Below are 22,761 nucleotides of genomic sequence, written 5' to 3'. Positions count from 1 at the left end.
GCACCGGACCGCGGTCGTCAACAGCGTGGTGCGCGATGGCTTGGCGTATAGCTCGTTCGGCCTTTCTGGAGAGACAGCCACTCGCCCTGCTGTGCAGGCTGGGTGTCGTCGCCACGGGACGGGTGGGCAATAGGTCCCGCTTCACGGATTGGAGCATCATGCGTGGTCGTCTCGTAACCGCTGCCACGAAGACCAGCATCGTCCTCGCGCTGCTGGGCCTGACCACCCCCGCCGTCCCTGCCACAGCTCAGCCCGCCCAGGTCGCGCAGCTGGTGCACGCACGTACCGTCCTGCTGCCCCTGAACGGCACGTTCGACGAAGAGGACGCCGAGCCGATCGACATCACCGGCAGCATCCGCGTCACGGTCGTCACCCGCACCGCGCCGGGCGGCGGAGGGACCGCACGCATCGTCAGCAACCTGGGCCGCACCATCGGCATCGGAGAGGACACCGGCGCCCGCTACCGCTTCGCCGGCGCCGACATCGACACCGTTGCCTATCCGCCCGACCCGGTCACCCCGCTGACCATCAGGCCCACCTTCCTCAAGTTCTGGCCGCCGGGCCCGATCGTTCCGCCCAACCCGATCCAGCCCGTCGAGGTGAACGTGACTCTCGCGGCGAACGGCACCATCAACAGCATCACCGCAGAGGTGGACGACGGGGACAGCGGCGGAGACATCGCCAGCGCCCAATCCTGACTTGCTCATGGAAGTCAATCCCACAGTTGAGGGGAGCCCGGCAAACTTGCCGGGCTCCCCTCAACTGTTTGCCACCATACGCCCAAGGACGGGGCAACTGCGCAGCCAGCGCACCCGCGTGCCCCGGGCCGCCCCAACGGGATGCACAACTACGAGCACATCGCCTACGGCACGGTCGACGTACCCGAGGACGTCGCCGCAGCCGTGCGGCGCTTCATGGCCTACTACGGCATCATGTTCGGCAACGTGAAAGTGGACAACCGGCACCTCATAGGCGGAGGTCAGACGGTACGCGCCAAGCGCAATACCCCGACTGCCCCCAAACGCCAAGAACATCCGGCGTGTCAGTATCCAACGGCGCGGCATCACCGCCTACGTTTCCGGCGTCTCCCGCCCCGCCCGGTAGGAGTTCTCCGGCATACCCCTCTTCCTGTCCGGCCTGTTCCTCGGCGCGCTGTCCGAAGGGCGCACCGCAACGCACACCTCATCAACGAACCAGACCCCCGCACACCCGGTCGACGGCATCCTGTGACGTCGGCCGTTCGTCCCCTATTGGGTCCTGCTCCGCGTCCGCCGGCGCCGGTCTGGCGGCCGTCCAGACCGGCGGACGGGGCACCGTCACGCAGGGGCGCCGAGCGGCGGGTGCTCAAGCACGCGGGGCTTGTACTCGACCAGCTGGATACGGCCGTCGAAGGTGCGGTGCTCGATCATCTCGAGGGCAACGTCCGGATAGCCGTCGTAGATGCGTTCTTCGCCCGTGGCCCCGGTGATCACCGGGAACATCACGACCCGGAAGCGGTCGACGAGTCCGGCGCGTAGCAGGGACCGGCACAGGCTGAGGCTGCCGATCGTGCTGAGGAGCCCCGAGCCGCTCGACTTCATGGCGCGGACCGCCTCGACGGCGTCGTCGCGGACGAGCGTGGAGTTGGCCCACGTCAGTGGCTCCTCGAGCGAGGAGGAGAACACCGCCTTGGAAGCTTGCGTGAGCTCGTCGACGGACGCCTCTTCCTCGGGCCTGAACTCGTCTTGGCCAGTCGGTACCTCGCCTGCGGCGAAGCCCGACATCAGGCGGTAGGTGTTCGCTCCCATCAGGTAGGTGGCCTCGGGCTGCTCGCCGAGCCATGCGAGGTACTCCGGGCCCTCAAGGCCCCAGAACCCGGGCCATCCCTCTCCCGATGCGTGGCCGTCGAGGGAGGTGATGAAGTCGACGAGAAGCTCCGACATGGCGGTGTCCTTTCCTAGCTGTCACGAGCTTGGACCGGCCGGGAACCACAAACTCATCGGCCGCGTTGTGGAGTAACGAGAAAACCCATGACACGGCAGCCGATCAGGTCGGCGGAGCGGCACTGCTCGGAGGGCCCGGAGGGCCGGCTCTCAAGATGGGTTCTGTGGGCTACGGAGCAATGTCCTCATCGCAGCCCTTGACCTGCGTGTGGCACTCGTCATCGACACCGGGCTTCCGACCTGTTCCGACTGCCGAGCCGCCCTACCGCTCCGGGGAGCGTCACCGCTGTCCTCGCGCCCGCGATTTCAGCAGCGGGGTGCCCTGGAGCGTCACAGAGATCGGTAGACCGCTCTTCAGGATCGCGACCACGTCGGCGTGGTCTCCCTCGGATATTCGGGCCAGGGAATCCCCCTTGACCGTTGGTTACCTCGATCTCGTTGGTGGGCTCGACATCCGTCCAGCGCAACTTCGCTACAGAGGGCCGGGCCAGCCGTCCCTCTACTTCGATCGCAATCTCGCCGTCCTTGAGGAGGGCGCGCAGGAGGCTGTGCTTGCGGACGCGGACGTATTCGATGAGGTCGTCGATCTCTAGATCACGTGGGTGGTACGCCGCTCGCCACGTGGTGATGTGCTGCAGTGTCAACCAGGCGCGGAGTTCGGTGGGGGGCGACATCTTGGGCTGCGGCTTGGCGGCCGATGGCATGGGCCAAGGTGCGGGAGTCTACGCCTGAGGTGAGGAGGTGAATGGCCTGCTCGGTGTCGATTCCGTACCTCACGCTCCAAGCCGTAGCAGGCCGTAGCCATGCTCCTACATGTTTCGGGGGCGCTGCCACCTCGTCCCTCCGCGCGGCAGCCGAAGAAGCTGACCGATTTCGAGAAGAAGACCGGCCGGCGCTACTCGGTCATGATCACGAACATCCGTCACATGTGGGCCATCGCGGGCTCGCACCAGATCCAGTTCCTCGACATCCCACAACACGACCGTGCCGAAGTCGGGGACGGATCCGCGGCCTCTCGTCATGACCCGCAAGGCCCTACACAGCGACGGCATGTTGATCTAGGGTTCCTTTGACCAAACGTACAACTGGCTTTCAATCAAAGGAGTGTTCGCGTGCGGCACTTGGCAAAGACAGTCCTCGGGATCACGTTGGCAACGGTCGTTGCGGTCGGCACCGCGGCGACGGCCCACTCCGCGGAGCGGCAGGCGGAGCCCCGCGCCGCGGCCGCCGGGCCGTGCTCGCCAGGTGTGGTGGTCCCCAGCACGACGGAGTACGACGGCATACCGGGCCCGAACTTCTGGAAGCTCGTGCAGTGCCTGGGCGCGCAGGGCGGCTACACCGGCCCCATCGACGGAGTGCTCGGCTACAACTCCTGGATGGGCGTTCAAAAGCGCCTGGACTCCCTGCTGTTCTACACCCCGCCCACATACACCGGGTCCGGGGACGTGGAGACGTGGAAGGGTCTCCAGCGGTACGCGGGGCACTACGGCACCTACGAGGGTCCGGTCGACGGATACCCGGGAGTGAACACATACAAGGGTCTCGCCTACGCACTCAACGAGCGCATCGCACTGCGTCACCCCTAGCTCCAAGGACCACCCCCGAGACCAGCCTGGTTCCCAGACCATTGCGGGACGGCGCGCGCATCGACCGACCACGGCGCAAAGGCCGATCTTGGGCATGAGTCCGCTGTCGCCCAATCTGCCCGACGAGGCCGGTCGGGCCGGTCTCGTCGCAGACGATCCCGGGGATGTCGGGCTGCCAACCACACCAGGATGACGTGGTTGGCAGGCTGATGTCCCATCAAACAATTTGTGCACGCGAGAAGTTGTCGATGGAGATGCCGGAGGTGACTCGCCCCTTCGGGGCCGGGTCGAGTCGATGGCTCAAGCGAACCTCGGGGATCAGGTGGCGCGCCGCCAGGGCGTCGCCAAGGTCACCAGGTCTGCCCCGGGTCGCGGGGGGCGCCGGACGGGGCGGGCAGGAATCCCGTACAGACGAAGTAGTCCACCGTCCGTGCGACCGCCACGCGGTCCACCGGCCTCAGGACAACGCCGTGGGTCGCCGCCGTGGTCTGCGCCGCGTTCCCGTCGAAGGTGAAGGGCGGCGGTGCTCTTCGGTGAATCGAACAGCTGACAAGTAGCAGAAGCGGCAGCTCACACCTCGGGTGGGCAGACCAGCCTGTCGTACATGGCGCGGGAGCATCCGCTGCGGCGTCAGCCAACGCAGTCCGCCCGTTGTCCCGGCGTGACGGCAGGGACACCGGGCGGGAGCGGCTGTCCGCGATCAGGGGCGCATTGACCCAGATCGCCGCTGGCAGCCACCACACTCTGGTGCTCGTTGCCGCTTCCACAAATGCCAATGACGTTGCCGTCTGATCTCGGCCCGCGTCGCCACGCCCAGGGCCCGTTTCGGCTACGTCAGACGAGCACGGCTCGCGGTGACACCCTTTCAGCGGCCGGGAAACCGCTCCGTGCTCTCCTGGAGGACCCAGCCGTTTCCGTCCGGGTCCGCGAATGTGGCAAGGGATCCGGGTGGTCACCCGAGGACGAGTTCCTCGGGCCCCGCCACACCACCACCGCGCGGCCGGACACGGAAGCGGCCGGCGCTGCAAGGCCGGGCCCGCAGCATGGACCCGGCCCCAGGCCGGCTACTTGTCGGCATCAGGCGTGATGCCCGCCTGTCACCACAGAGAGATATACGGCGACATCGCCGGATACCAGGCCAACGCGACACACGGCAGCAGGCACACCCGGGCCGCCGTCAGCGACCAGCCGAGCCGTCGCGGCCGCAGCTGCTCACGCGAGACCAGGGCCAGGCTCAGCAGGAGCGAGACCGTGAGTCCGATGCTGGACCACTTCATGTACGGGACGTCCGCGAGGTAGACGTACGGGTCATCTCGCCAGGTCCACAGGGTCCGGGCCACGACAAGGGTCAGGAGCGCCTCTGCGGCGACGATCCACACCCCAGGCCCTGGCCGCATCAGTACCACTCCAGCTTGGGTCGGTAGATCCAGATGTTCATCTTCGGCTCGGCGCTCCTCTGCGCGGCAAGGCTCCGGTACTTGTAGTTCTTGTTGTGCTGGGACACGTAGATCTTCCCATTGCTGATCTTGGTGATGATCGAAGCGTGGTCGACCTTCCCGTCGTTCTTCCAGTCGTCGAAGATGATGTTACCGATGAACGCGTTGCTCGTGTTCCGCTTGGAACGGAGCATGTGCCGCTCCATGAAGGTCTTCAGGTACCCCGCGCCCGCATCTTCCAGCGGTAGGTGACGCCGTCGGTCAGCAGTCCGTGACACCCTTGAAGCAGCCCGGTCGCCGTCCTGGACGCCTGCCGCCAGTGAGCAGCGGGATCGTGGTCTGGAAGGCGCCGGTCGCCAAGTCGGTGGGCACCTCGGGCACGGGGGCCTTGGAGTGTCGCCCGTGAAACCCTTCCAGGAGCTCCAGGCAGGCGAGTAATCGATGCCGTCGTACCTACAGGGCCGCACTTACCGTCGGGCAGCTGCGACACCTCGGGCACAGCGAGGGCCGCGGCCTCCATGGCGTCGACGTCGGGGTGTCCGAGGTGAGCGTGTACCTGGTGTCGCTGTACGCCGGGTCCGGCTCAATGGCGCACCAGACGCGCACGCGCTGCAGCTCGGCGTCGTTCGCCGTCATTGACAGCGCCGGTGTACGCGAGGTGACTACGTTGGTGCCGGTGGGCGGCGACAGGGAGGGCGCGCTCGGCACTTCGGGGTAGTACTTGTAGGTGATCTTCAGGTGCGGTTCGGTCGAGCCGTCAACGGAGACGTAGTTGGCAGACCGGAAGCGGCGCCAGGTGTAGGACTCGGTTTCGTCGACGCCACGGATCAGCAGGCCGTGCGATCCACGCCTTGACAATGGCGTCGATGTCGCAACTCATCGTGCCGGCCGGTCCGATCGCCGCAACGGCACCAGGCGGGACTTCATCCGCGCCGGCCTGATCATCCGCATCCGAGCTCACCCCCGAGCACACGGCGGTAATGTGCACGTGGCAGCGGGCCCATGCAGGGGGGTAATGGTGGGGCGAAAGGTGCGACGAGCTGCGGGAACGCATTCCTTCACGGATCTGCTGCGGCATCCGAGTCGCGTCGTCGAGCAGTTGACAGCAAGCACTGGACCTCGTGCAGCGGCGGACGTTGCAGCGTTGAACGCGGGAGAGGTGCTGGAGGTCTCCGCGTTCGTCCGTGACAACAATCGTTTCCGGCAAGGATTCCTCATTCTTGATCTCGCCGCAGCGTCTCCAGTGGCATGGCTGCCGTTTCGATTCTTCGGCCGGTCCGGTGAAGGCGTTGCCTTGGTTCCTCCGTTCCACGTCCATGGGGCAGGTCCGGTTTCCGGCCCTGGAAGTCAGGCACTCGACAAGGGACTGCGCTGTCTTCTGTCCGTACAAGCCGCTGATCGCTATTGGGAGCTCGCCATCCCTGCCGTGGATGTTCCTCTGGTCCGTGCTGCGCTGCTCGGGGGCAACTCCGGAGGATTGACACGGGCCCTCGCAGGGCGTGAGGGAATCAAGGCGAGGTGACCGAACAGCCCGCAGGCACAGGCGACGCGTCTTCGGCTCCGTTCAACCCAGGGCAACCCTTCGACGCCGAACCCACGTTGGAGTGAATGCTGTGGGCCGTCCGCCGCACGACGACGGGGTGTGGTCCGTCGTTCACGATCGTGTCGGGACGGTGCCGTCGGCGCAGATCCCGATCTCCCGGGCCACCTCGGTGACCGTCTTCCAGGAGGACCGGACCAGCGCGACCACATCCCGCTTGAACTCCGCCGTATACCGCCTGCTGCGGTTGCTCTTGCTTCCCACCCGGCACTACTTCCTCTGGAACCTCACGTCCCGATCTCCAGGTGACCAACATCAATGGGAAGCCTCAAGCCCTTGATCTCAACCGGATACGCGCACCTGTGCAGCAATTGCGCCGAACTGCCCGGCGGTGCGAACCGCAGGCGTGGCTGTTGGGCAGCAGCGTGCACGGCTGGCCGGGGTGTGGTGCCCGATCGTGCGAACGGGTTTCCTCAGTTGGGACCACGCGCTCAAGCCCCGGGCCGCGGTGCGGCGGGACGAAGCGATCCCTGGGCGCGTCGTATCGATGAGTACGACATCCCCTCGACGTATCTCGGTCGCGTCGATCTGCTCGATCAACAGTCGGGCCCCGGACGGAATGTAGGCCTCATTCGGGTGCCGCTCGAGGGCGTGCCGGCCGGAGGCGACCTTCATCCAGCGGCCGTTTCCCTTTGGCCGTTGGCGTCGTAGGTCTACGACGTGCCCTTCCTTCCCCTGGGCGGCTGACTGTGCCGCATCCGCGATCGCGGAAGCCGCAGGTGTCCGCGCCCGCGAATCAGTTGGACGCCTCGGGTGCCGGCGCCGGCAGGGACGCGGAGCAGGTCGCCCGGCCGAACTCACCGCTGGCCGTGGCGCTCTGCACGTGCTGCGCGCGCACGGCGACCGCGCAGCGGGCCTGGCCGCCCTGCTCGCCCAGGGTGATGCTGATGACGGGGTTCTGTCCGAGAGGGACCTCGACCGTCTTCTTCCAGGGCAGTCGGGCGCCGGAGACGGACACCGCCGTACCCTGCTCGCTTGCCCCCTGGTAGCTGAGGTTGGCAGTCCCCTCGCCGGTCACCTCGTACGTCACCCGCGCGGTAGGGACCTCGGGCTCGGCCTTGTCCTCGTCGCCGGTGCCGCGCACCACACCGAACAGCACGAAGCCGAGGCACAGCACGAGGACGCTGATGGCCGCGATCAGCACAGGGCGGTCGGAATGGGCCTTGTGGCCGCCGTCCTCGGTGCCGGTCTGGGGAGTCCCGCAGTCTGCGCCGTTCCCGGCCTCGGCGCCGACCGTCTCGGTCGCCCCCGGAGTGCCTGCGTCCGCCCTCGCATGCTCGACGGCGGACGTGATGGGCTCCGCCTCGCGTGTCTCGCTGTTCACCCGAACTCCCCTCACCAGCAGGCCCGGACGGGCCCCGCCCGATCCAAAAGGTGTGGAGTGACCGCTGTCAAGGGATCTTGACCTGGCGCCCATGGTTGGCCTGATCTCATTGCCCAGCTTTGCGGGAAGATCCCGCACGGAAGAGTGAAGCAGCAGCTCAGACACAAACAGACGTGTGTTTGAGGTGAGTTGTGCAAATGGTCCGCGCGATTGACATGGACAGGGCGCCCGGTGTTAGGACTCTCGGCTGCCGACTGTCGTCCGGCAGCCGGTATTTGGTTCCTTCGAAGGGAAACCGATGCACAGACCACGGGCCGCAAGGCTCTTGGCCTCAAGTGCGGCGCTGGCGGTCCTTGCGACCGCCGCGCCGATGACACCGGCGTTCGCAGCGCCACCCGATACGGGCCGACTTGCCGACGGCCTCCACGACTTCTTCACGGACGACAGCACCGAACCGGCTGATCCGCCGAAGCTCCCCGACACCGACGTCGCGGCCAGTGACAAGCTCGCCAAGGCGAAGAACGCTCCGAAGGCCAAGCGGGTCAAGGAGCTGACGGATCGACGGACGCCGTACTCCCGTCACTGGCGCATGTCGGACGGGCGGGTCCAGTCCGAGGTCTCGGCCGTGCCCACCTCGTACGAGACGGGCAAGGGCGAGGACGCCGAGTGGAAGCCGATCGACACCGCGGTCACCGACACCGGCCGCAAGGGTTTCGAGAAGGCGAACACCACCAACCTCGCCCGCACCTACTTCGGTTCACGCCCCGGTGAGCTGGTCCGCTTCGAGCTCGACGAGGGCCACTGGGTCGCCATCGGCCTGAAGAACGCCGGAGCCTCGAAACTGATCCCGGCGGTCGACCGCAACAAGATCACCTACAAGGATGCCCTGGGCCAAGGGATCGATCTCTCCTACACCGTCGGCAACGGCGGCGTGAAGGAGGACATCGTCCTCAACGAGCGGCCGAAGGGCACGCCTTCCTACGAGTTCACGCTCACCACGGACGGCCTGACTGCGAAGTCGGAGAAGGACGGCACCATCTCGCTGTACGGCGAGAACTCCCCCGCCGGCACCCCCGCGTTGGTGATCCCCGCGCCGTTCATGACGGATGCGAAGAAGGACGCCTCCTCGGCGTACGGCACCGTCGGCACCGACGCCGTCCGTCAGGTCCTGTCCGGCAAGGACGGCTCGTACGGCGTCAGCCTGAAGCCGGACGCCAAGTGGCTTGCGTCGCCTGAGCGCCAGTACCCGGTGACGGTCGACCCGACAGTGACGATCGCGCCGACGCCCTCGCAGTCCGCGGACGCGATGATCTCCTCGGACGACCCGAATGCCAACTACGGGGACCTCTGGCGTCTTTCGGTCGGCAACACCAGCACCGGCACATCGCGTGCGCTGCTGCGCTTCGGCCTGTCCGGCATACCCGTCGGCACACAGGTGGATGCGGCTGAACTGAAGCTGTACTACGACCAAACGCACACCACAGGCGCCACCGAGGTCCAGCTGGAGGCGCACCGCGCCACCACGGCGTGGACCGAGGCGGGCGCCACCTGGAACAACGCAGGCGGCATCACCGGTGAGCTGTCCGGCACGTCAGTCCTCGTCGACGACGGCGACTCCGGCACCACAGCCGCCCAGGGCGCCTGGCCCACCTCCGGGAACACCGCGTACACGCAGTACGCGATCGGGCAGGACTACCGGTACAACAAGGACACCACAGCGGGTGACACGTACACCTGGCGGCCGAACCTCCCCGAGGACGGTGAGTACCAGGTCGACGTGCACCACGTCCCGGCCTTTGACCGCGCCACCAACGCGCCCTACACGGTGACGTACGACGGCGGCACCAAGACCTACCAGGTCAACCAGCAGGCCGGCACCGAAGGTGTCTGGAAACCGCTGGGCAAGCACGCGTTCAAGGCGGGCACCACCGGCCAGGTCGTGCTCGGCGACGGCCCCGCCTCGGCCTCCACGATCGTGCTCGCGGACGCGGTGCGCTTCACCAAGGGCGGTGTGGTCACCAAGCAGCCGCAGCAGGTGAACACCTGGCACTCCTTCCCGGTGACCAAGACCGTCCAGCAGTGGCTCGACGGCACCTACGAGAACCACGGCTTCGTGGTGAAGGCCGCCGACGAGTCCGCGAGCGCCCCCAAGGGCGGCCCGCGGTACGAGGCCGCCGAGTACGCCTACAAGGGCGAGGCCGCCAACTACCCGAAGCTGGTCCTCACCTGGGGCAACCAGGGCGTCGACGTCAACCCGCCGAAGGTCATCCACTCCACCGGTGCCGAGCTGAGCTGGCCCGCGTACACCGACCCGTCGACCTCGCAGGGCGACGACATCGTCGAGTATCAGGTCCACCGCAGCGTCTTCCAGCACTTCAAGCCGTCCTCGCAGACCCTGGTCTCCCCGGTCGCCAAGGACACACGCGCGTACACGGACACCTCGGCCCGGCCGACCCCGGCCGACTCCGCAGAGGAGTTCGGCGACGCGTATTACTACATGGTCGCGGTGAAGACCCGAGACGGACAGATCCTCCCGTCCACCACGGAGCTGGTGCGTCTGCCGAAGGCCGGCCGCACCACAGTGGTCCTGCAGTCCGGGCAGAGCGACACCACGCTCTCCGCCACCGAGTCCGCCACCGGTCACGACACGCTCAACGACGCGGGTGTCGCCCACCCGTGGCTGTCGGTGGGCAACAACTCGGCCACCTACGGCAACACCCGTGCCGTGCTGAAGTTCCCCAGCGTCAGCGAGATCCCGAGCAACGCCCGGGTCCTCGAGGCGCAGCTGAACATGTGGGGCTTCCAGACCACGACCGACTCGTCCGGTGCGATCTACGAGGCGCACGGCCTGACCCGCGACTTCGACGAGGCGACGGCGTCCTGGACGAAGGCGAACTCGACCACCTCGTGGACCACGGCCGGTGGTGACATGGACGCCGCCGTCTCCGACACGGTGGGCACGGTCACCAACGACCCGGCGCGTCAGTGGTGGTCCGTGACCTCGCTGGCCCAGGGCTGGATATCCAACCCGTCGAGCAACCATGGCCTGGCCGTCAAGCTGCGCGACGAGTCCACCGGCGGCCCGCGTGAACGGACCCTCTTCCTCTCCTCCGAGGCCGAGGAGCCTCAGCTGCGCCCGCAGCTGGTCGTCACGTACCTGACGAAGTCGACGGAGGCGACCTACCACGCCCCGTACACGCCGTCCCGGATGATCCCGGGCGACGAGTACACCGCCGACGTCACCCTCACCAACACCACGACCAGCGCCTGGGCGGCGGGCGACTATGCGCTCTCCTACACCTGGTCGCTCCCGGACGGCACCGACGCCACCACCGGCGGCAACCAGCTGGAGACGGCGCTGCCGGAGGAGGTTCTGCCCGGTGACTCGGTCACCGTGCCGGCAAAGCTGAAGGCCCCGATCAACTCGGACTCCGGCAACAAGCGCCTGGACTACGTGCTGAAGTGGGACCTCAAGAACACCGCCACCGGGACCTGGCTGTCCGCCGGCGAGGGCATCGCCCCGCTGGCGCAGAACGTCCGCACCGAGGACCCGACCTCCAACCAGCTCGGCCTGGAGAAGTTCTACTCCTACGCGGGCAAGAACACCGGTGCGGGTTCGTCGCTGATGACGAACCTGTACGCGGGCAACAGTGTCTGGCAGTACAACGCGTTCTCCAACCCGGGCCGCGGCATCACCACCTTCGCCCGGTTCGCGTACAACTCCCAGGACACCTCCGACACGGTGCTCGGCCACGGCTGGTCGGCTCAGGCCGCGATGCCGCTACGACTGGGCGCCGCGCTGGACTTCCACCCCAACCCCCACCCGACCGAGGTCACCCTCCCGGACGGTGACGGCACCGCCCATGTCTTCCGCAAGCAGGAGGACGGGACGTGGCTGGCCCCGGCGGGCGTGCACTACCTGCTGCGGCAGGGCACCGGCGTGGACTGCACCCCCGACAAGGACGGCGACCCGAGGGCCTGGTCGCTGACCCGCCCGGACCGCACCCAGTTCTTCTTCGACTGCGACGGCTACCTCACGTCGATCGTCGACAAGAACGGCAACACGCAGACCTACACGTACGCCGAGCGGAAGTCGAACAACAAGCCGGTCAAGTTCCTCACCTACATCGAGGACCCGGCCGCCCGGCAGTCGCTGACGGTCGAGTACTACACGAAGGCCGACACCAACAGCCCGAAGATCATCGACCACGTCAAGTCGATGACCGACATCTCGGGCCGGAAGCTCACCTTCGAGTACTCCGACAAGGGCCTGCTCACCACCTTCACCGACGGTGCCGGCAGTGCGCAGCCCAAGGTGTTCCGCTTCACGTACGACATGGAGCAGGGCAACAAGAACGCCAAGCTGGTCAAGGTCACCGACCCGCGCGGCAACAGCACTTCGCTCGACTACTACTACCCCAGCGAGGGCGACGACCCGAAGTTCCACTGGAACACCCAGACGCTGACGGACCGCCTCGGCGGGACCACGCAGTACGCATACACCGATCCGGACGGCACATCGGGCTCGGTCATCGACACCAAGGTGACCGACGCCGAGAACCACGCCACCCGGTACCTCCTGGACGGCTACGGCCGCGCCACGGCGATGACCAACGCCAAGTCCGAGACCACGAAGACGGCCTGGGACACGGACAACAACGTGACGCGCCTGGAGGAGGCCAACGGCGCCGTCACCACCTGGAAGTACGACCCCAACACCGGCTATCCGCTGGAGATGAAGGACGCCGAGGCCAACAAGAACGACACCGCGGCACAGACCCTCACCTACTCCTACGGGCTCGACGGCCATATCGCGGACCTCTTCGAGAAGAAGTCCCCGGAAGGCCGCACCTACCGGTTCGGCTATGACACCAAGGGCAACCTGACGTCGGTCACCGACCCGAAGGGTGTCGCCACGGCGACCGAGGGCGACTACACCTCGCGCACGGAATACGACGCCTACGGCCAGGTCATCAAGGAGACCGACGCCAACGGACACGCCACGCAGTACAGCGAGTTCCAGCCGGCCGGCTACCCGAAGACCATCACGGACGCGGCCGGTCACCCCTCGACCTTCGCCTACGACGCGCGCGGCAATGTCACCAAGGTCACCAACGCCCAGGACGCCGAGGTCAGCCAGACCTACGACACCTTCGGCCGACCGCTGGAAAAGCGCGAGCCGAAGGACCAGCGGGCCGGCGAGTTCCTCGTCACACCCGCACCGGTCTACGACGCCAACGACAACATCACCAAGGCCATCGCCCCCAACGGGAGCGAGACCACAGCGGTGTTCGACAAGGCGGACCAGCGCGTGGAGACGGTCAAGCCGTCGGACGAGCCCACCGGTCCGGTGCGCAAGTCCACATCCGTCTACGACAAGGTCGGCAACCTCGTCTCGGCCACCGGTGCACAGGGCAACCTCACCGCGACCGAGGGCGACTTCACCGCCACCACTGCCTACGACCCGATCTATCAGGCCGTCGAAATGGTGGACGCCGAAGGCAACAAGGCCTCGGTGGAGTACGACAACGTCGGCAATGTCGTCAAGGTGGTGGACGCCCGCAAGAACGCCACCCCGGACACGGGCGACTACACCAGCCGCTACGAGTACGACCTCAACCACCGGGTCAAGCGCACGATCGACGCGCTGGAGTGGGCCACGTCGGTCCGCTACGACAAGGACGGCCTCCAGATCGCGCAGACCGACGCGGAGGGCAACGAGTCGCTCGCGACGTACGACGAACGCGGCGCGCTGGTGGAGTCCAAGGTGCCGGTCAAGGAGGACGGCTCCGGGACCATCACCTACCGCACGACCCAGTACGAGTACGACCAGGTCGGCAACCGTACGAAGACGATCACTCCGCGCGGAGTCGCCACTGGCGGCGACGCCACGGACTTCTTGTCGGAGACGGTCTACGACGAGCTCAACCGGGTCAAGGAGGAACGCTCGCCCTACGACAAGGACGACACGACCTACTCCTCGCCGGACTCGGTGTTCTACTCATACGACTCCGTCGGCAACCTCGAGTCGGTCTCCGCTCCACCATCTGACGGCCAGAGCGTCCGCAACATCACCGAGTACACGTACTTCGACAACGGCTGGACCCGTACGGCGAAGGACCCGTGGGACATCACCACGGCCTACGAGTACAACAAGCTCGGCCAGCAGACGAAGAACACACTGACCTCGGCAGGCGGCTCCCAGCAGCGCACCCTGACCTGGGACTACTACCCGTCGGGCAACAAGAAGGCCCGCTCGGACGACGGTGTGCCCGTAGGCAACCAGGTCGTCCTGGTGGACAGTTCGGACTTCAACAACACCGCGACCCAGGGCTCCTGGGCACGGACGCAGGCCGAGCAGCAGTACGGCTACGACACGTACTCGCATCCCGCGGGCACCGGCAGCGCCTCGCTGTCGTGGCAGCTGAACATCCCGCAGAACGGCACGTACGAGGTACTCGTCCGGTACCCGAAGATGACGGGTGCCGCGTCCGACGCCAAGTTCAAGGTCGACCACGACGGCGGCAGCACCACCAGGACCGTCGACCAGACCGCGAACACCGGCACCTGGGTCACACTCGGGTCCTACGCGTTCGTCGAGGACGGCCCGCAGAAGGTCACACTGACCGACCAGGCGAACGGCACCGTGCTCGCCGACGCGGTGAAGCTGGTCCGCTCGAACTCTGGCGAGACGGACAACGAGAAGAAGGACTTCACCTACAGCTACAACGCGAACGGCAACATGACCGAGGTCCACGACCTCTCGCCCGCCGCGAAGATCGACACGTACAAGATCTCCTACGACGGCCTCAACCACATCACCAGGGTCGAGGAGTTCGCAGGCACCGAGGTGAAGAACACCACCGCGCTGACCTACGACGAGAACGGCAACCCCGTCACGTCCACGCACGATCTGACCTGGACGAAGATCGAGTACGACGAGCGCGACATGGTCAAGAAGGTGACCAACGCCGATGCGCCCACCGCGGGCGATCAGCAGATCACCTCCATGACCTACACCGGCCGCGGTCAGCTCCTCAAGCAGACCAAGCCCAACGGCAACACGCTCGACATGCGCTACTACCCCGACGGATCGGTGGAACAGTCCGTCGAAGAGACGTCGGGCGGCGCAGTGGTGGCGCAGCACGACCTGGAGTACTCGCCCAACGGGCACCGCTCCAAGGACGTGCTGAAACTGATGAACGCCGATGACAACACGGCCTACATCGACAACACGTACGCCTTCGACTACGACCCGCAGGACCGCGTCACCAAGGTCACCAAGAGCGGTGACGACGCGTCCACCGAGTCGTACCGGTACGACCGCAACAGCAACATCGTCGAGCAGACGCTCGACGGGACCACCACGACCCAGCGGTACGACCGCAACCGGCTGTTGTCGGCCAGCTCGGGCGGGGTCACCTCCACGTACAACTACGACCCGCTGGGCCGGCTCGACACCGTCAGCACAGGTGGTCAGACCGTCGAGAAGCACTACTACGACGGCTTCGACCGCGAGGCGAAGGTCCGCCAGGGCGTGGGTGCCACCGCGGTGGTCACGTCGTACGCCTACGACCCGTTCGACCGCACGGTCTCCCAGACCACTTCGGGCGACCAGGGCGAGACCACGGCGTTCACCTATCTCGCCATGGACAAGACGCTCCTGCGCGAGACGGTCGACGGCAAGGCGGACAAGGACTACCAGTACATAGCCGGTGGTCAGCGCGCCACGCAGATCAAGCACAAGGACGACGGCGCCAAGGAGATCTCGCAGTACGTCACGAGCCCGCGCGGCGATGTCGAGGCGATCACGAAGGAGGACGGCAAGACCCGTTCCACATACGGCTACACGGCTTACGGTTCGGACGACCAGTCCCAGATGACCGGTGCGGACAAGCCGGCCAGCGGCACCGAGGGCAAGAGCGACTACAACTCCTTCCGCTTCAACTCCTCACGCTGGGACGGCGCTTCGGGCACGTACGACATGGGCTTCCGCAACTACGACCCGGGGCTCAACCGCTTCCTGACCCGGGACTCGTACAGCGGTGCTCTGGCCGACATGTCCCTGGCCACGGACCCCTTCACCGGCAACCGGTACGCGTTCGCCGGCGGCAACCCGATCAGCTTCGTCGAAATCGACGGACACCTGTTCGGTCTGTCGCTCTCGGACATCGGCCATGCCGCGCTCGACGTGGTCGGCCTGGTCCCGGTGGTCGGTGAGGTCGCCGACGTCGCCAACGGCATCTGGTACGCCGCCGAGGGCAACTACGTCGACGCCGCACTGTCGCTGAGCTCGGCGATCCCGCTCGCGGGATACGCGGCCACTGCCGTCAAGGCGGGCCGGTACGTCGAGAAGGGCGTCAACGCCGTGGACTCGGCCAACGACGTCCGCAAGACGGCGGACAACGCCGGCGACGCGGCCAACGCCGGCAAGGTCGACGCGCCGACGACAAAGTCGCCGGACAGCCCGCAGGCACCCGCCTGCAAGGTGAACAGCTTCCTGCCAGGGACGAAGGTCGTCCTCGCGGACGGCGCGACCCGGGACATCGAGAAGCTGAAAGTCGGCGACCTGGTTGTGGCCACCGACCCGGAGACCGGGGACACCCGGGCCCGGGCGGTGACCGAGACGCGTGAGCACGAGGGCGTCAAGGACCTCGTCACGCTGACGGTCGACACCGCTGGCAAGGGAAAGGCGCTCAAGCTCACCTCGACCGCCGCGCACCTGTACTGGCTGCCGGACTTCGGCAAGTGGGTCCAGGCCACGGACCTCAAGTCCGGAATGTGGCTGCAGACCTCGGCCGGCACCTGGGTCCAGATCACCGCGGTCGATACCGCCCACCACTCGGCCAAGGTACACAACCTGTCGGTCGAGGGTGTCCACACGTACTACGTGGGCACGGGCAGCACCTCGGTCCTGGTCCACAACTGCGGCTACAAGGACGAGGCTGTCAGGGCGCAGCAGCGCGCCCAGGAACTCGCCAACCAGCTGCACTTCATCAAGGAGAAGAACGTCACCGTGGCGGTGATCGGGGTCCGCAAGAAGGGCACCACCGACATCATCGAGAAGGTGGGCATGAGCTCCGGCCAGCAGGAGAAGCTCCTGAAGCTCTCCGACGGCGAGGAGTTCGTACCCGGCCAGCTGGTGCCGGGACGGTCGACCAAGCAGGGCAACCCCGCCTTCGAGCACGCCGAGGAATCGGTGTTCCGATGGCTGGAGGCGAACCCGGACTACGAAGTGCTCTACGGCGGTACCTCGAAGAACGTGTGCTCCGACATCTGCGCTCCGCTGGTGGAGCGCACAATGGAGTTGGGCGGTGAGGTCTTCGCCGGAGCGGACGACAAGACCGACTTCCGCACGTTCTGGCGACTGAGGCGCTAGCAGTCACCCTGGCACCGCACACCGTGCCGTGACCGTCGCACACAGAGCGCCCGGCCGGGAACCATTCCGGCCGGGCGTTCGTGCCTGCGACGGTTCAGCTCCTGATCTCCTCACCGGCCTCGCCGACCTCGCCTGCCTCGTCAGCGAGGCGCCACAGGTGGACCGCTGCGTCCTGGCCGGCGACAGTGCACCACATACCCGGCCCCGCGGATCGCGGGCTGCCCGCCACGGGCACCGGGTAGGCGATCCGTCCGCGCACCGACATGGACCGGGGATCCACCAGCCAGTGCCTCGGCACCTCGGCGTACTCCTCGGTGCTCACGACGGCACCGTCCTCGTACGGGTACGCGCCTTCGTAGTCCCACCGGGCCATGTCATCACCGGGAACGGGCGGCAGCACAGCCCTGGCATCCACCCGGCGCAGCTGTTCCCCGTCTGCGGCGTCATGCAGGTACAGGGCCCACTGCCCAGGGTCGGTGCACAGGAAGTGGCGCCCCGAAGGGCTGACCGACTGGAGGATCTCGCCCTCGGCCCGCGCCACAGCGAGCGCTCTTCCGTCGCGGCGGCCCCACAGCACCGGGGCGTCATCGTCTCCCTGCGCGATGCTCAGCCCCATGCAGGCGGGGTCAGGGTGCGGGAAGTGGACAGAACCGGCTCCCACGGTCATCGTCTCCGCCCGGCACAGAACCTCACCGTCGGCGGCATCGAGGACCAGCCACTCCTCATACGGCCGCCGGCCTTCGGCGTACTGCCGGACGTGGACCCACACCGTCTTGCCGTCCACGGAAAACGCGGCCGAGCCCTGGTCGGGGTTCTGGTGGCGGGGATCGTCCCGGTACGAAGCGAGCGGAGCCCGGGTCCACGCACAAGTGGCGGTGGCCCAGCAGCCGTGCGGTAGCTCCCACAGGACCTCCCCGGTCCGGTCCACGGCCTGCACGCTGTGCACCCCGGAGAACACCGCGACATCGCCGCCGGGCGACACGGTCGCCCCGCCGAACCTCCGGGGCCACGGAGCGGGGAAGCGGAACTGCGCGCCCGCACCGCCGATTTCGGCCACGGCTAGCTCCTCGTCACCGTGCTGGACAAGCAGGAGGCGCCCTGACCAGGGCAGCAGCTGCACGGCATCGGCGCGGGCGGAGCCGAGCGGAAGAGGCACCGTGGCCACGAGGCGGGCCGTGTGGTGCACAGCGTCTGCGTGTATGGGATCGGTGGACATGCACGGCATGTTGGCACACACGCCGGGGGGATTTCCCTCAGAGGTGCTTGCCGGCGGCCGCGGGGCCGGGTCGGTAGTTGGCGTCACGCGTGCGCGGCACGCGCGGGGCTCGCGGCACGCGTGCCACGCGGCGGATCATCTGCTGCACCCTGCAGGACGCCTCCGGACTCGTCGACATCGCCTTCTTCAAGGACTCCCACGGGCACGTCGCGCGCGCCGTGTTCCACTCCGGGCTGCTGCTGGTACGTGGTCGGGTGGAAACCCGCGGCCCGTGCCGCACCGTCGTCGGCGAGATGGCCTGGGACCTGGACGAGGTGGCCGCCGCCCGCCGCGACCACGGTCCCCGGGCCGCCCTCGATCTGCTCGGCCGCACGAGCCCGGCCCTCACCCCGGCTTAGCCGTCCACCCCGCAGCGCACACTCGTCGACGGCACCTTCGGGGCCGACTGCACTTGTACGCAGACCGAAGCCGACAGGTTCCCGAATTCTTGGAGGGGGTCGAGCGTGGACCTGCCGGTCCTCTCGGGGCATATGCGGGGGTGTGTGCGATGGGTTCAGCGACTTCGCGGGGGCATTCTCGAGCATCCGGTTTCGGCATACACCCTTGTGTGCACCGTAGGGCACGGCTGTGCGTGCATACCTTTGGCATTTTTAGGGTGCTGCGGGGCAGCCACTCAGCGACACAGCTGGTCAATCGTGTTCTCGAAGTCAGGGAACTCTTGGGCGGCCAGTTTGATCACGTCGGCAGGCGGGCGCCGGCCTTGCGGGGCGAAGCGTTCGGCGATGGCGGCACGCTCCGGGCTGGATCGCGGACGCCAGTCAGGCTCGTATGTGTCAGTGAAAGAGGGGATCGTTTCGAAGGGGCCGTAGCCGCCCGCAAGCAGCCACAGGAAGTCGGCCAAGTCTCGTGCGACGACAGCGGTCTCGCCCTCGGAGCCAAGGAAGACAATGGGCTGATCGGCAATATCCTCGTCAGGGCGGACAAGCCAGAACGCTGCGTAGCCTCCGGCGCCGTTCTGCCCGAACACCCGGAAATCGTCACCGGTCAGCTCCGTGTTTCCGGTCCATGCCTGAATCCAGTCCGTGGTCTCGTCAGCAGACAGGAAGCGATGGAAGGGCTCGAAATCAACCCCGCCACCGGCGTCGTAGCTGAAAGGGACAGCGAGCGCGGCGGCAAGCGCATCTGGAAACTCGCGATCATCGGCGGTCATCACTGGCGCAGGATATCGGCCGGTCAGACCGTCGCGGCAATCGGATCGACACGTTCGCCTGGACCACCTGGTGACGCACACTCCTCAAGGTTGAATCGGATCGGCCTGCTTGCTGTGGCGCGCCGCCATGACGTACTTCATGGCCGCCGACGTCGCCAGCCCGAACATGGGTATCAGATGGACAGGGTCGGCCGTGCGTCGGGCTTCGTCGTAGATTCGGTCCTGACGCAGCCTGCTGGCGCTGATACCGACCCGCTCGAAGACGGTCTTCGTGGCCTCGGTACTGATGTTCGGCCCAGCCTCGTCGGCTGCGGAGACCCTGCTGACCAGTAGGTGGGGGTTGGTGGTTCTGGGCCGACAACATAGCCGCTCGCAGCCATACTGTCGCCAACTCGGTGATGAGCTCGTCGGGATAGACGATGTGATCAAGGCGTCCCCCGGCGACGGACACGCAGATGCCTCGGCTCGGTCTGGGTCGTTGAGCAGCAACGATGGCAGGCCGTCGTGGGTCAAGGCGCGGACGGTGGCGAGCGCGACGATGAACTGGCTCCTGACGGTGCGCCGATCAGTCTGCTGCGCGAGTCGCCAGGGTGTGCGTCAGCCGGCGCGGGATGCCGCCTGCCGCTGTCAGGGCTCCTTCTTGCTGCGAGCTGCGGGTTCGTCGACTGTGATCAAGGAGAGTGCTCTTCTGGCCCGGCGTTCGACAAGGCTCGTGCCGATGACCAGCTTCCGTTCCGCATCGCCGTCAGCCGGGCAGGAACCTCATGCCGGCGCGCCGGCACAGGAGGAAGGCACTGCAGCACGTCCGCCCTGCAACGTCTGCATGGGCATCCCCCCGATAGGCAAGAAGGAAGGGGCAGGTGCTCCCCATGGCATCAGCATCGCCGGTGAAGGCCCGCCAAGGCGCGTCTCCTCAGACGCCTCCCCCGCGGACCGAACGCGCGGTTTCACCCCTGCTAGCAGGGGCCATGGCGGGCACCCTGCTCTTCTCCATGACAGCCGACAGCGGACGCCAGCCGAACGATCACCTCGATGCACGTACCTCTGGCGGTCTCATCGTTGTCGCCGAACCAAAAACTCATCCCCGGGGCGGCGTCGTTCGGTGCCTACTGCCTCTGCAGCACACGAGGGCGGGACATAAGGATCCAGAGCATCCGGTACGAAGCCTTCTTGCGACCGCTCAACGTCTCGTTCCAGTTGCGCAATGGGGACGCCAGTGCGGCAAGCATCACGTCCGTCAGGGGCGCGCCGCCCGAATTCGTGGATCCAGACCGCCACACGCGCACCCCCAGGCCCGGGACGTACGAACAACTCGAACCGGGTCGACGGATCACCCAGACCTGCGCCAATGTGACTGAAGGAGGGAACGGGTTAACCGAACTCCTATTCGTTGTCACGGCGGGGGAACAGGGCGCAGTGATCAACCGCGCGTGGATCGACTACACGGTGGACGGGATCGAAGCCCGACGGTTCACGCTGGACCTGCACTGGAAGATGGTTCTCACCGGACACCGAGTACCGGACAGCGACTCCCGGAGCAGTTGTGAGCCTTCAGCACCGCCTCATGGCTCGTAGGCAGCGCCAGACACAGCGGGCGAACGCCTCTGACCAGTACAACTCGATCCACCCCGCCGCACATCACGGCCACGCCGCCGTACCCGGGGCATACGCCCTCTCTCGACGCTGGTGGGCACGGGCTGATCACTGAGTCCGATGGCCGGCTCCGTGAGCGGGTACGAGAACGGGAGGCCGTGAGCCGAGCTTCCGCGGCCGCCACCGTCGTCACTCGCTGTCGCGGATGCCGAGTGCGACGATCTGGGTTACCTCGTCGTCGGCAAAGTTGTCGTCGCTGACCAGGAGTAGTGTCCGTTCGCCGTTCGGAAGGGTCGGGCCCCAGGTCATGCCCTCTGTGTTGTCGATCGCGGACAGGTTCAGGTCGTGGAAGTCCGCGACCAGCTTCTTGCGCATCGGCACGACTCGCTGCCCGGCAAGGGAGTCCATGTTCTGGACCTTGGTCGCGCCGCTGGTGGTGGTGTCGTAGATGCGGATCTTGAAGCCCGCGCCCGCCACCCAGGTGCGTTCGAGTACGAGGTAGCGGCTGGGGTCGTCGGGGAAAGCGAGGACGGCAGTCACGCCGGTGTCCGGAGGCCACGGGCTGGACGGATCGGATTTCGCGAAGATCTTGTCCAGCGGGTAGGCGTACTGGCCGACCACCTGGCCCCACCGAGTCTGCTGGGTGACGCGGACCAGAGCACCGCGTTCCAGGTCGGGCTCCGGGCCGTCCTGGATCAGCGGACCCTCGACGGCGCTGGTGAGCAGGCCGCCGTTGCCGCCGAACGTGATCGCTTCCACCGCCTTGTTCCGCCGCATGCCCCGATCGGCCAGGGTGTTCTCGTAGTGGGACGGCAGACGCAGTCGGCCGCGGTACGCGCCGGTGCGGCTGGCCAGCTGGATCGACGGCTGGATCACCGGGTCGTTCGACGACTTCGGCCGTTCGCCTTCCTGCGCCCACCAGTACCGGCAGCTCATCGGGTCAACGCGCAGCTCTTCCGGGTCCACTGCCTTACCGTCGCCGGCGCTTGACGGCGGGTAAACCGAGCCGTCCGGCTGCAGGAACGGATGGGTACCGGTGAAGTCGACCGAGTGCACCCCGGCGCCGTCCACGTCGATCTCGGCGGTGTAGAACCGGGCGGGCTGCATATACGAGCGGTCGTCACTGACCATGACGTACTCGCCCGTGCACGGATCCTGGTCGATGCCGGACAGCCCGCCAACAGTCGTGCCCTGGAAGGAGAGTTTGTGGGGAACGATCTTCTCACCGAGAAGGCGCGCCTGCGCCCCGAGGACGTCGGACCGTCCGGCACCGGCATCGGGTTGGGCTGCCGCCGAGGGGGCCAGCGTCGTGGCGAGGAGCAGGGCCGCAGTGCATGCGCGACGAAGCAACGAAGCTTTCATGAACGTGATCTTGACCCGCAAGGCGCCCGAGCGCAGTCACCCAGCGGAGTGATTGGCCCGAGCACGTGCAGCAGCGTGACCGAAACGGAGTACCTCCGACGGAGCACGGGGAACAGCTGCCCCGACGTTCCTG

At 66.9% G+C, this 22,761-nt stretch carries 13 protein-coding genes and 1 pseudogene; 5 read left to right on the top strand and 9 right to left on the bottom strand.

The window, feature by feature from the left end; translation table 11 throughout:
- Nucleotides 1-158: 158 nt before the first annotated feature.
- Nucleotides 159-698, top strand: a complete 540-nt coding sequence (locus DN051_RS39625) for a hypothetical protein (protein WP_112441801.1) — start codon at nt 159-161, stop codon at nt 696-698.
- A 618-nt stretch (nt 699-1,316) separates the two neighbouring features.
- Here DN051_RS39625 and DN051_RS39620 read toward each other — a convergent pair.
- On the bottom strand, nt 1,317-1,922 hold the full coding sequence (locus DN051_RS39620; RefSeq protein ID WP_112441799.1) for a dihydrofolate reductase family protein: 606 nt from the start codon (nt 1,920-1,922) through the stop codon (nt 1,317-1,319).
- 413 nt (nt 1,923-2,335) lie between these two features.
- Between DN051_RS39620 and DN051_RS39615 the strand changes: the two genes are divergently transcribed.
- The gene (locus DN051_RS39615) at nt 2,336-2,515 is read left to right on the top strand and encodes a hypothetical protein (protein WP_112441798.1); all 180 of its coding nucleotides are present in this window, start codon (nt 2,336-2,338) and stop codon (nt 2,513-2,515) included.
- A gap of 519 nt (nt 2,516-3,034) precedes the next feature.
- Nucleotides 3,035-3,508 (top strand): hypothetical protein, encoded by a 474-nt coding sequence (locus DN051_RS39610; RefSeq protein WP_112441796.1) that lies wholly within the window; start codon nt 3,035-3,037, stop codon nt 3,506-3,508.
- Between the two features lie 1,097 nt (nt 3,509-4,605).
- On the opposite strand, the gene DN051_RS39600 is transcribed toward DN051_RS39610, so the two are convergent.
- From DN051_RS39600 to DN051_RS46850, 4 genes are all read right to left on the bottom strand, one after another.
- Nucleotides 4,606-4,905, bottom strand: a complete 300-nt coding sequence (locus DN051_RS39600) for a hypothetical protein (protein WP_162625112.1) — start codon at nt 4,903-4,905, stop codon at nt 4,606-4,608.
- Nucleotides 4,905-5,138 (bottom strand): amidase domain-containing protein, encoded by a 234-nt coding sequence (locus DN051_RS39595; protein WP_162625111.1) that lies wholly within the window; start codon nt 5,136-5,138, stop codon nt 4,905-4,907. The genes DN051_RS39600 and DN051_RS39595 overlap by 1 nt, the downstream gene beginning before the upstream one ends.
- Nucleotides 5,139-6,598: 1,460 nt before the next feature.
- A complete protein-coding gene (locus DN051_RS39585; protein ID WP_112441788.1) occupies nt 6,599-6,748 on the bottom strand; it encodes a transposase in 150 nt (49 codons plus the stop codon).
- Nucleotides 6,749-7,280: 532 nt separating this feature from the next.
- Nucleotides 7,281-7,868: a hypothetical protein gene (locus DN051_RS46850; RefSeq protein ID WP_246040779.1), complete on the bottom strand. Its 588-nt coding sequence runs from the start codon at nt 7,866-7,868 to the stop codon at nt 7,281-7,283.
- A gap of 370 nt (nt 7,869-8,238) precedes the next feature.
- On the opposite strand from DN051_RS46850, the gene DN051_RS39575 reads away from it, so the two are divergent.
- Nucleotides 8,239-17,247: a golvesin C-terminal-like domain-containing protein gene (locus DN051_RS39575; protein WP_246040778.1), complete on the top strand. Its 9,009-nt coding sequence runs from the start codon at nt 8,239-8,241 to the stop codon at nt 17,245-17,247.
- 94 nt (nt 17,248-17,341) lie between these two features.
- Here DN051_RS39575 and DN051_RS39570 read toward each other — a convergent pair whose 3' ends face one another.
- On the bottom strand, nt 17,342-18,463 hold the full coding sequence (locus tag DN051_RS39570) for a hypothetical protein (protein WP_112442852.1): 1,122 nt from the start codon (nt 18,461-18,463) through the stop codon (nt 17,342-17,344).
- A 128-nt stretch (nt 18,464-18,591) separates the two neighbouring features.
- On the opposite strand from DN051_RS39570, the pseudogene DN051_RS39565 reads away from it, so the two are divergent.
- A pseudogene (locus DN051_RS39565) lies at nt 18,592-18,926 on the top strand (DNA polymerase III subunit alpha); the annotation flags it as partial.
- 210 nt (nt 18,927-19,136) lie between these two features.
- Here the strand turns inward: DN051_RS39565 and DN051_RS39560 are convergent.
- From DN051_RS39560 to DN051_RS39555, 3 genes are all read right to left on the bottom strand, one after another.
- Nucleotides 19,137-19,673 (bottom strand): SMI1/KNR4 family protein, encoded by a 537-nt coding sequence (locus tag DN051_RS39560; protein WP_112442850.1) that lies wholly within the window; start codon nt 19,671-19,673, stop codon nt 19,137-19,139.
- Nucleotides 19,674-19,757: 84 nt separating this feature from the next.
- Nucleotides 19,758-20,186: a hypothetical protein gene (locus tag DN051_RS45430; RefSeq protein ID WP_162625110.1), complete on the bottom strand. Its 429-nt coding sequence runs from the start codon at nt 20,184-20,186 to the stop codon at nt 19,758-19,760.
- Between the two features lie 1,269 nt (nt 20,187-21,455).
- A complete protein-coding gene (locus tag DN051_RS39555; RefSeq protein ID WP_246040777.1) occupies nt 21,456-22,649 on the bottom strand; it encodes an esterase-like activity of phytase family protein in 1,194 nt (397 codons plus the stop codon).
- Nucleotides 22,650-22,761 lie beyond the last annotated feature (112 nt).

Source organism: Streptomyces cadmiisoli, from assembly GCF_003261055.1.
Lineage (GTDB): Bacteria > Actinomycetota > Actinomycetes > Streptomycetales > Streptomycetaceae > Streptomyces > Streptomyces cadmiisoli.
This window is presented reverse-complemented; position numbering and strand designations above follow the sequence as displayed.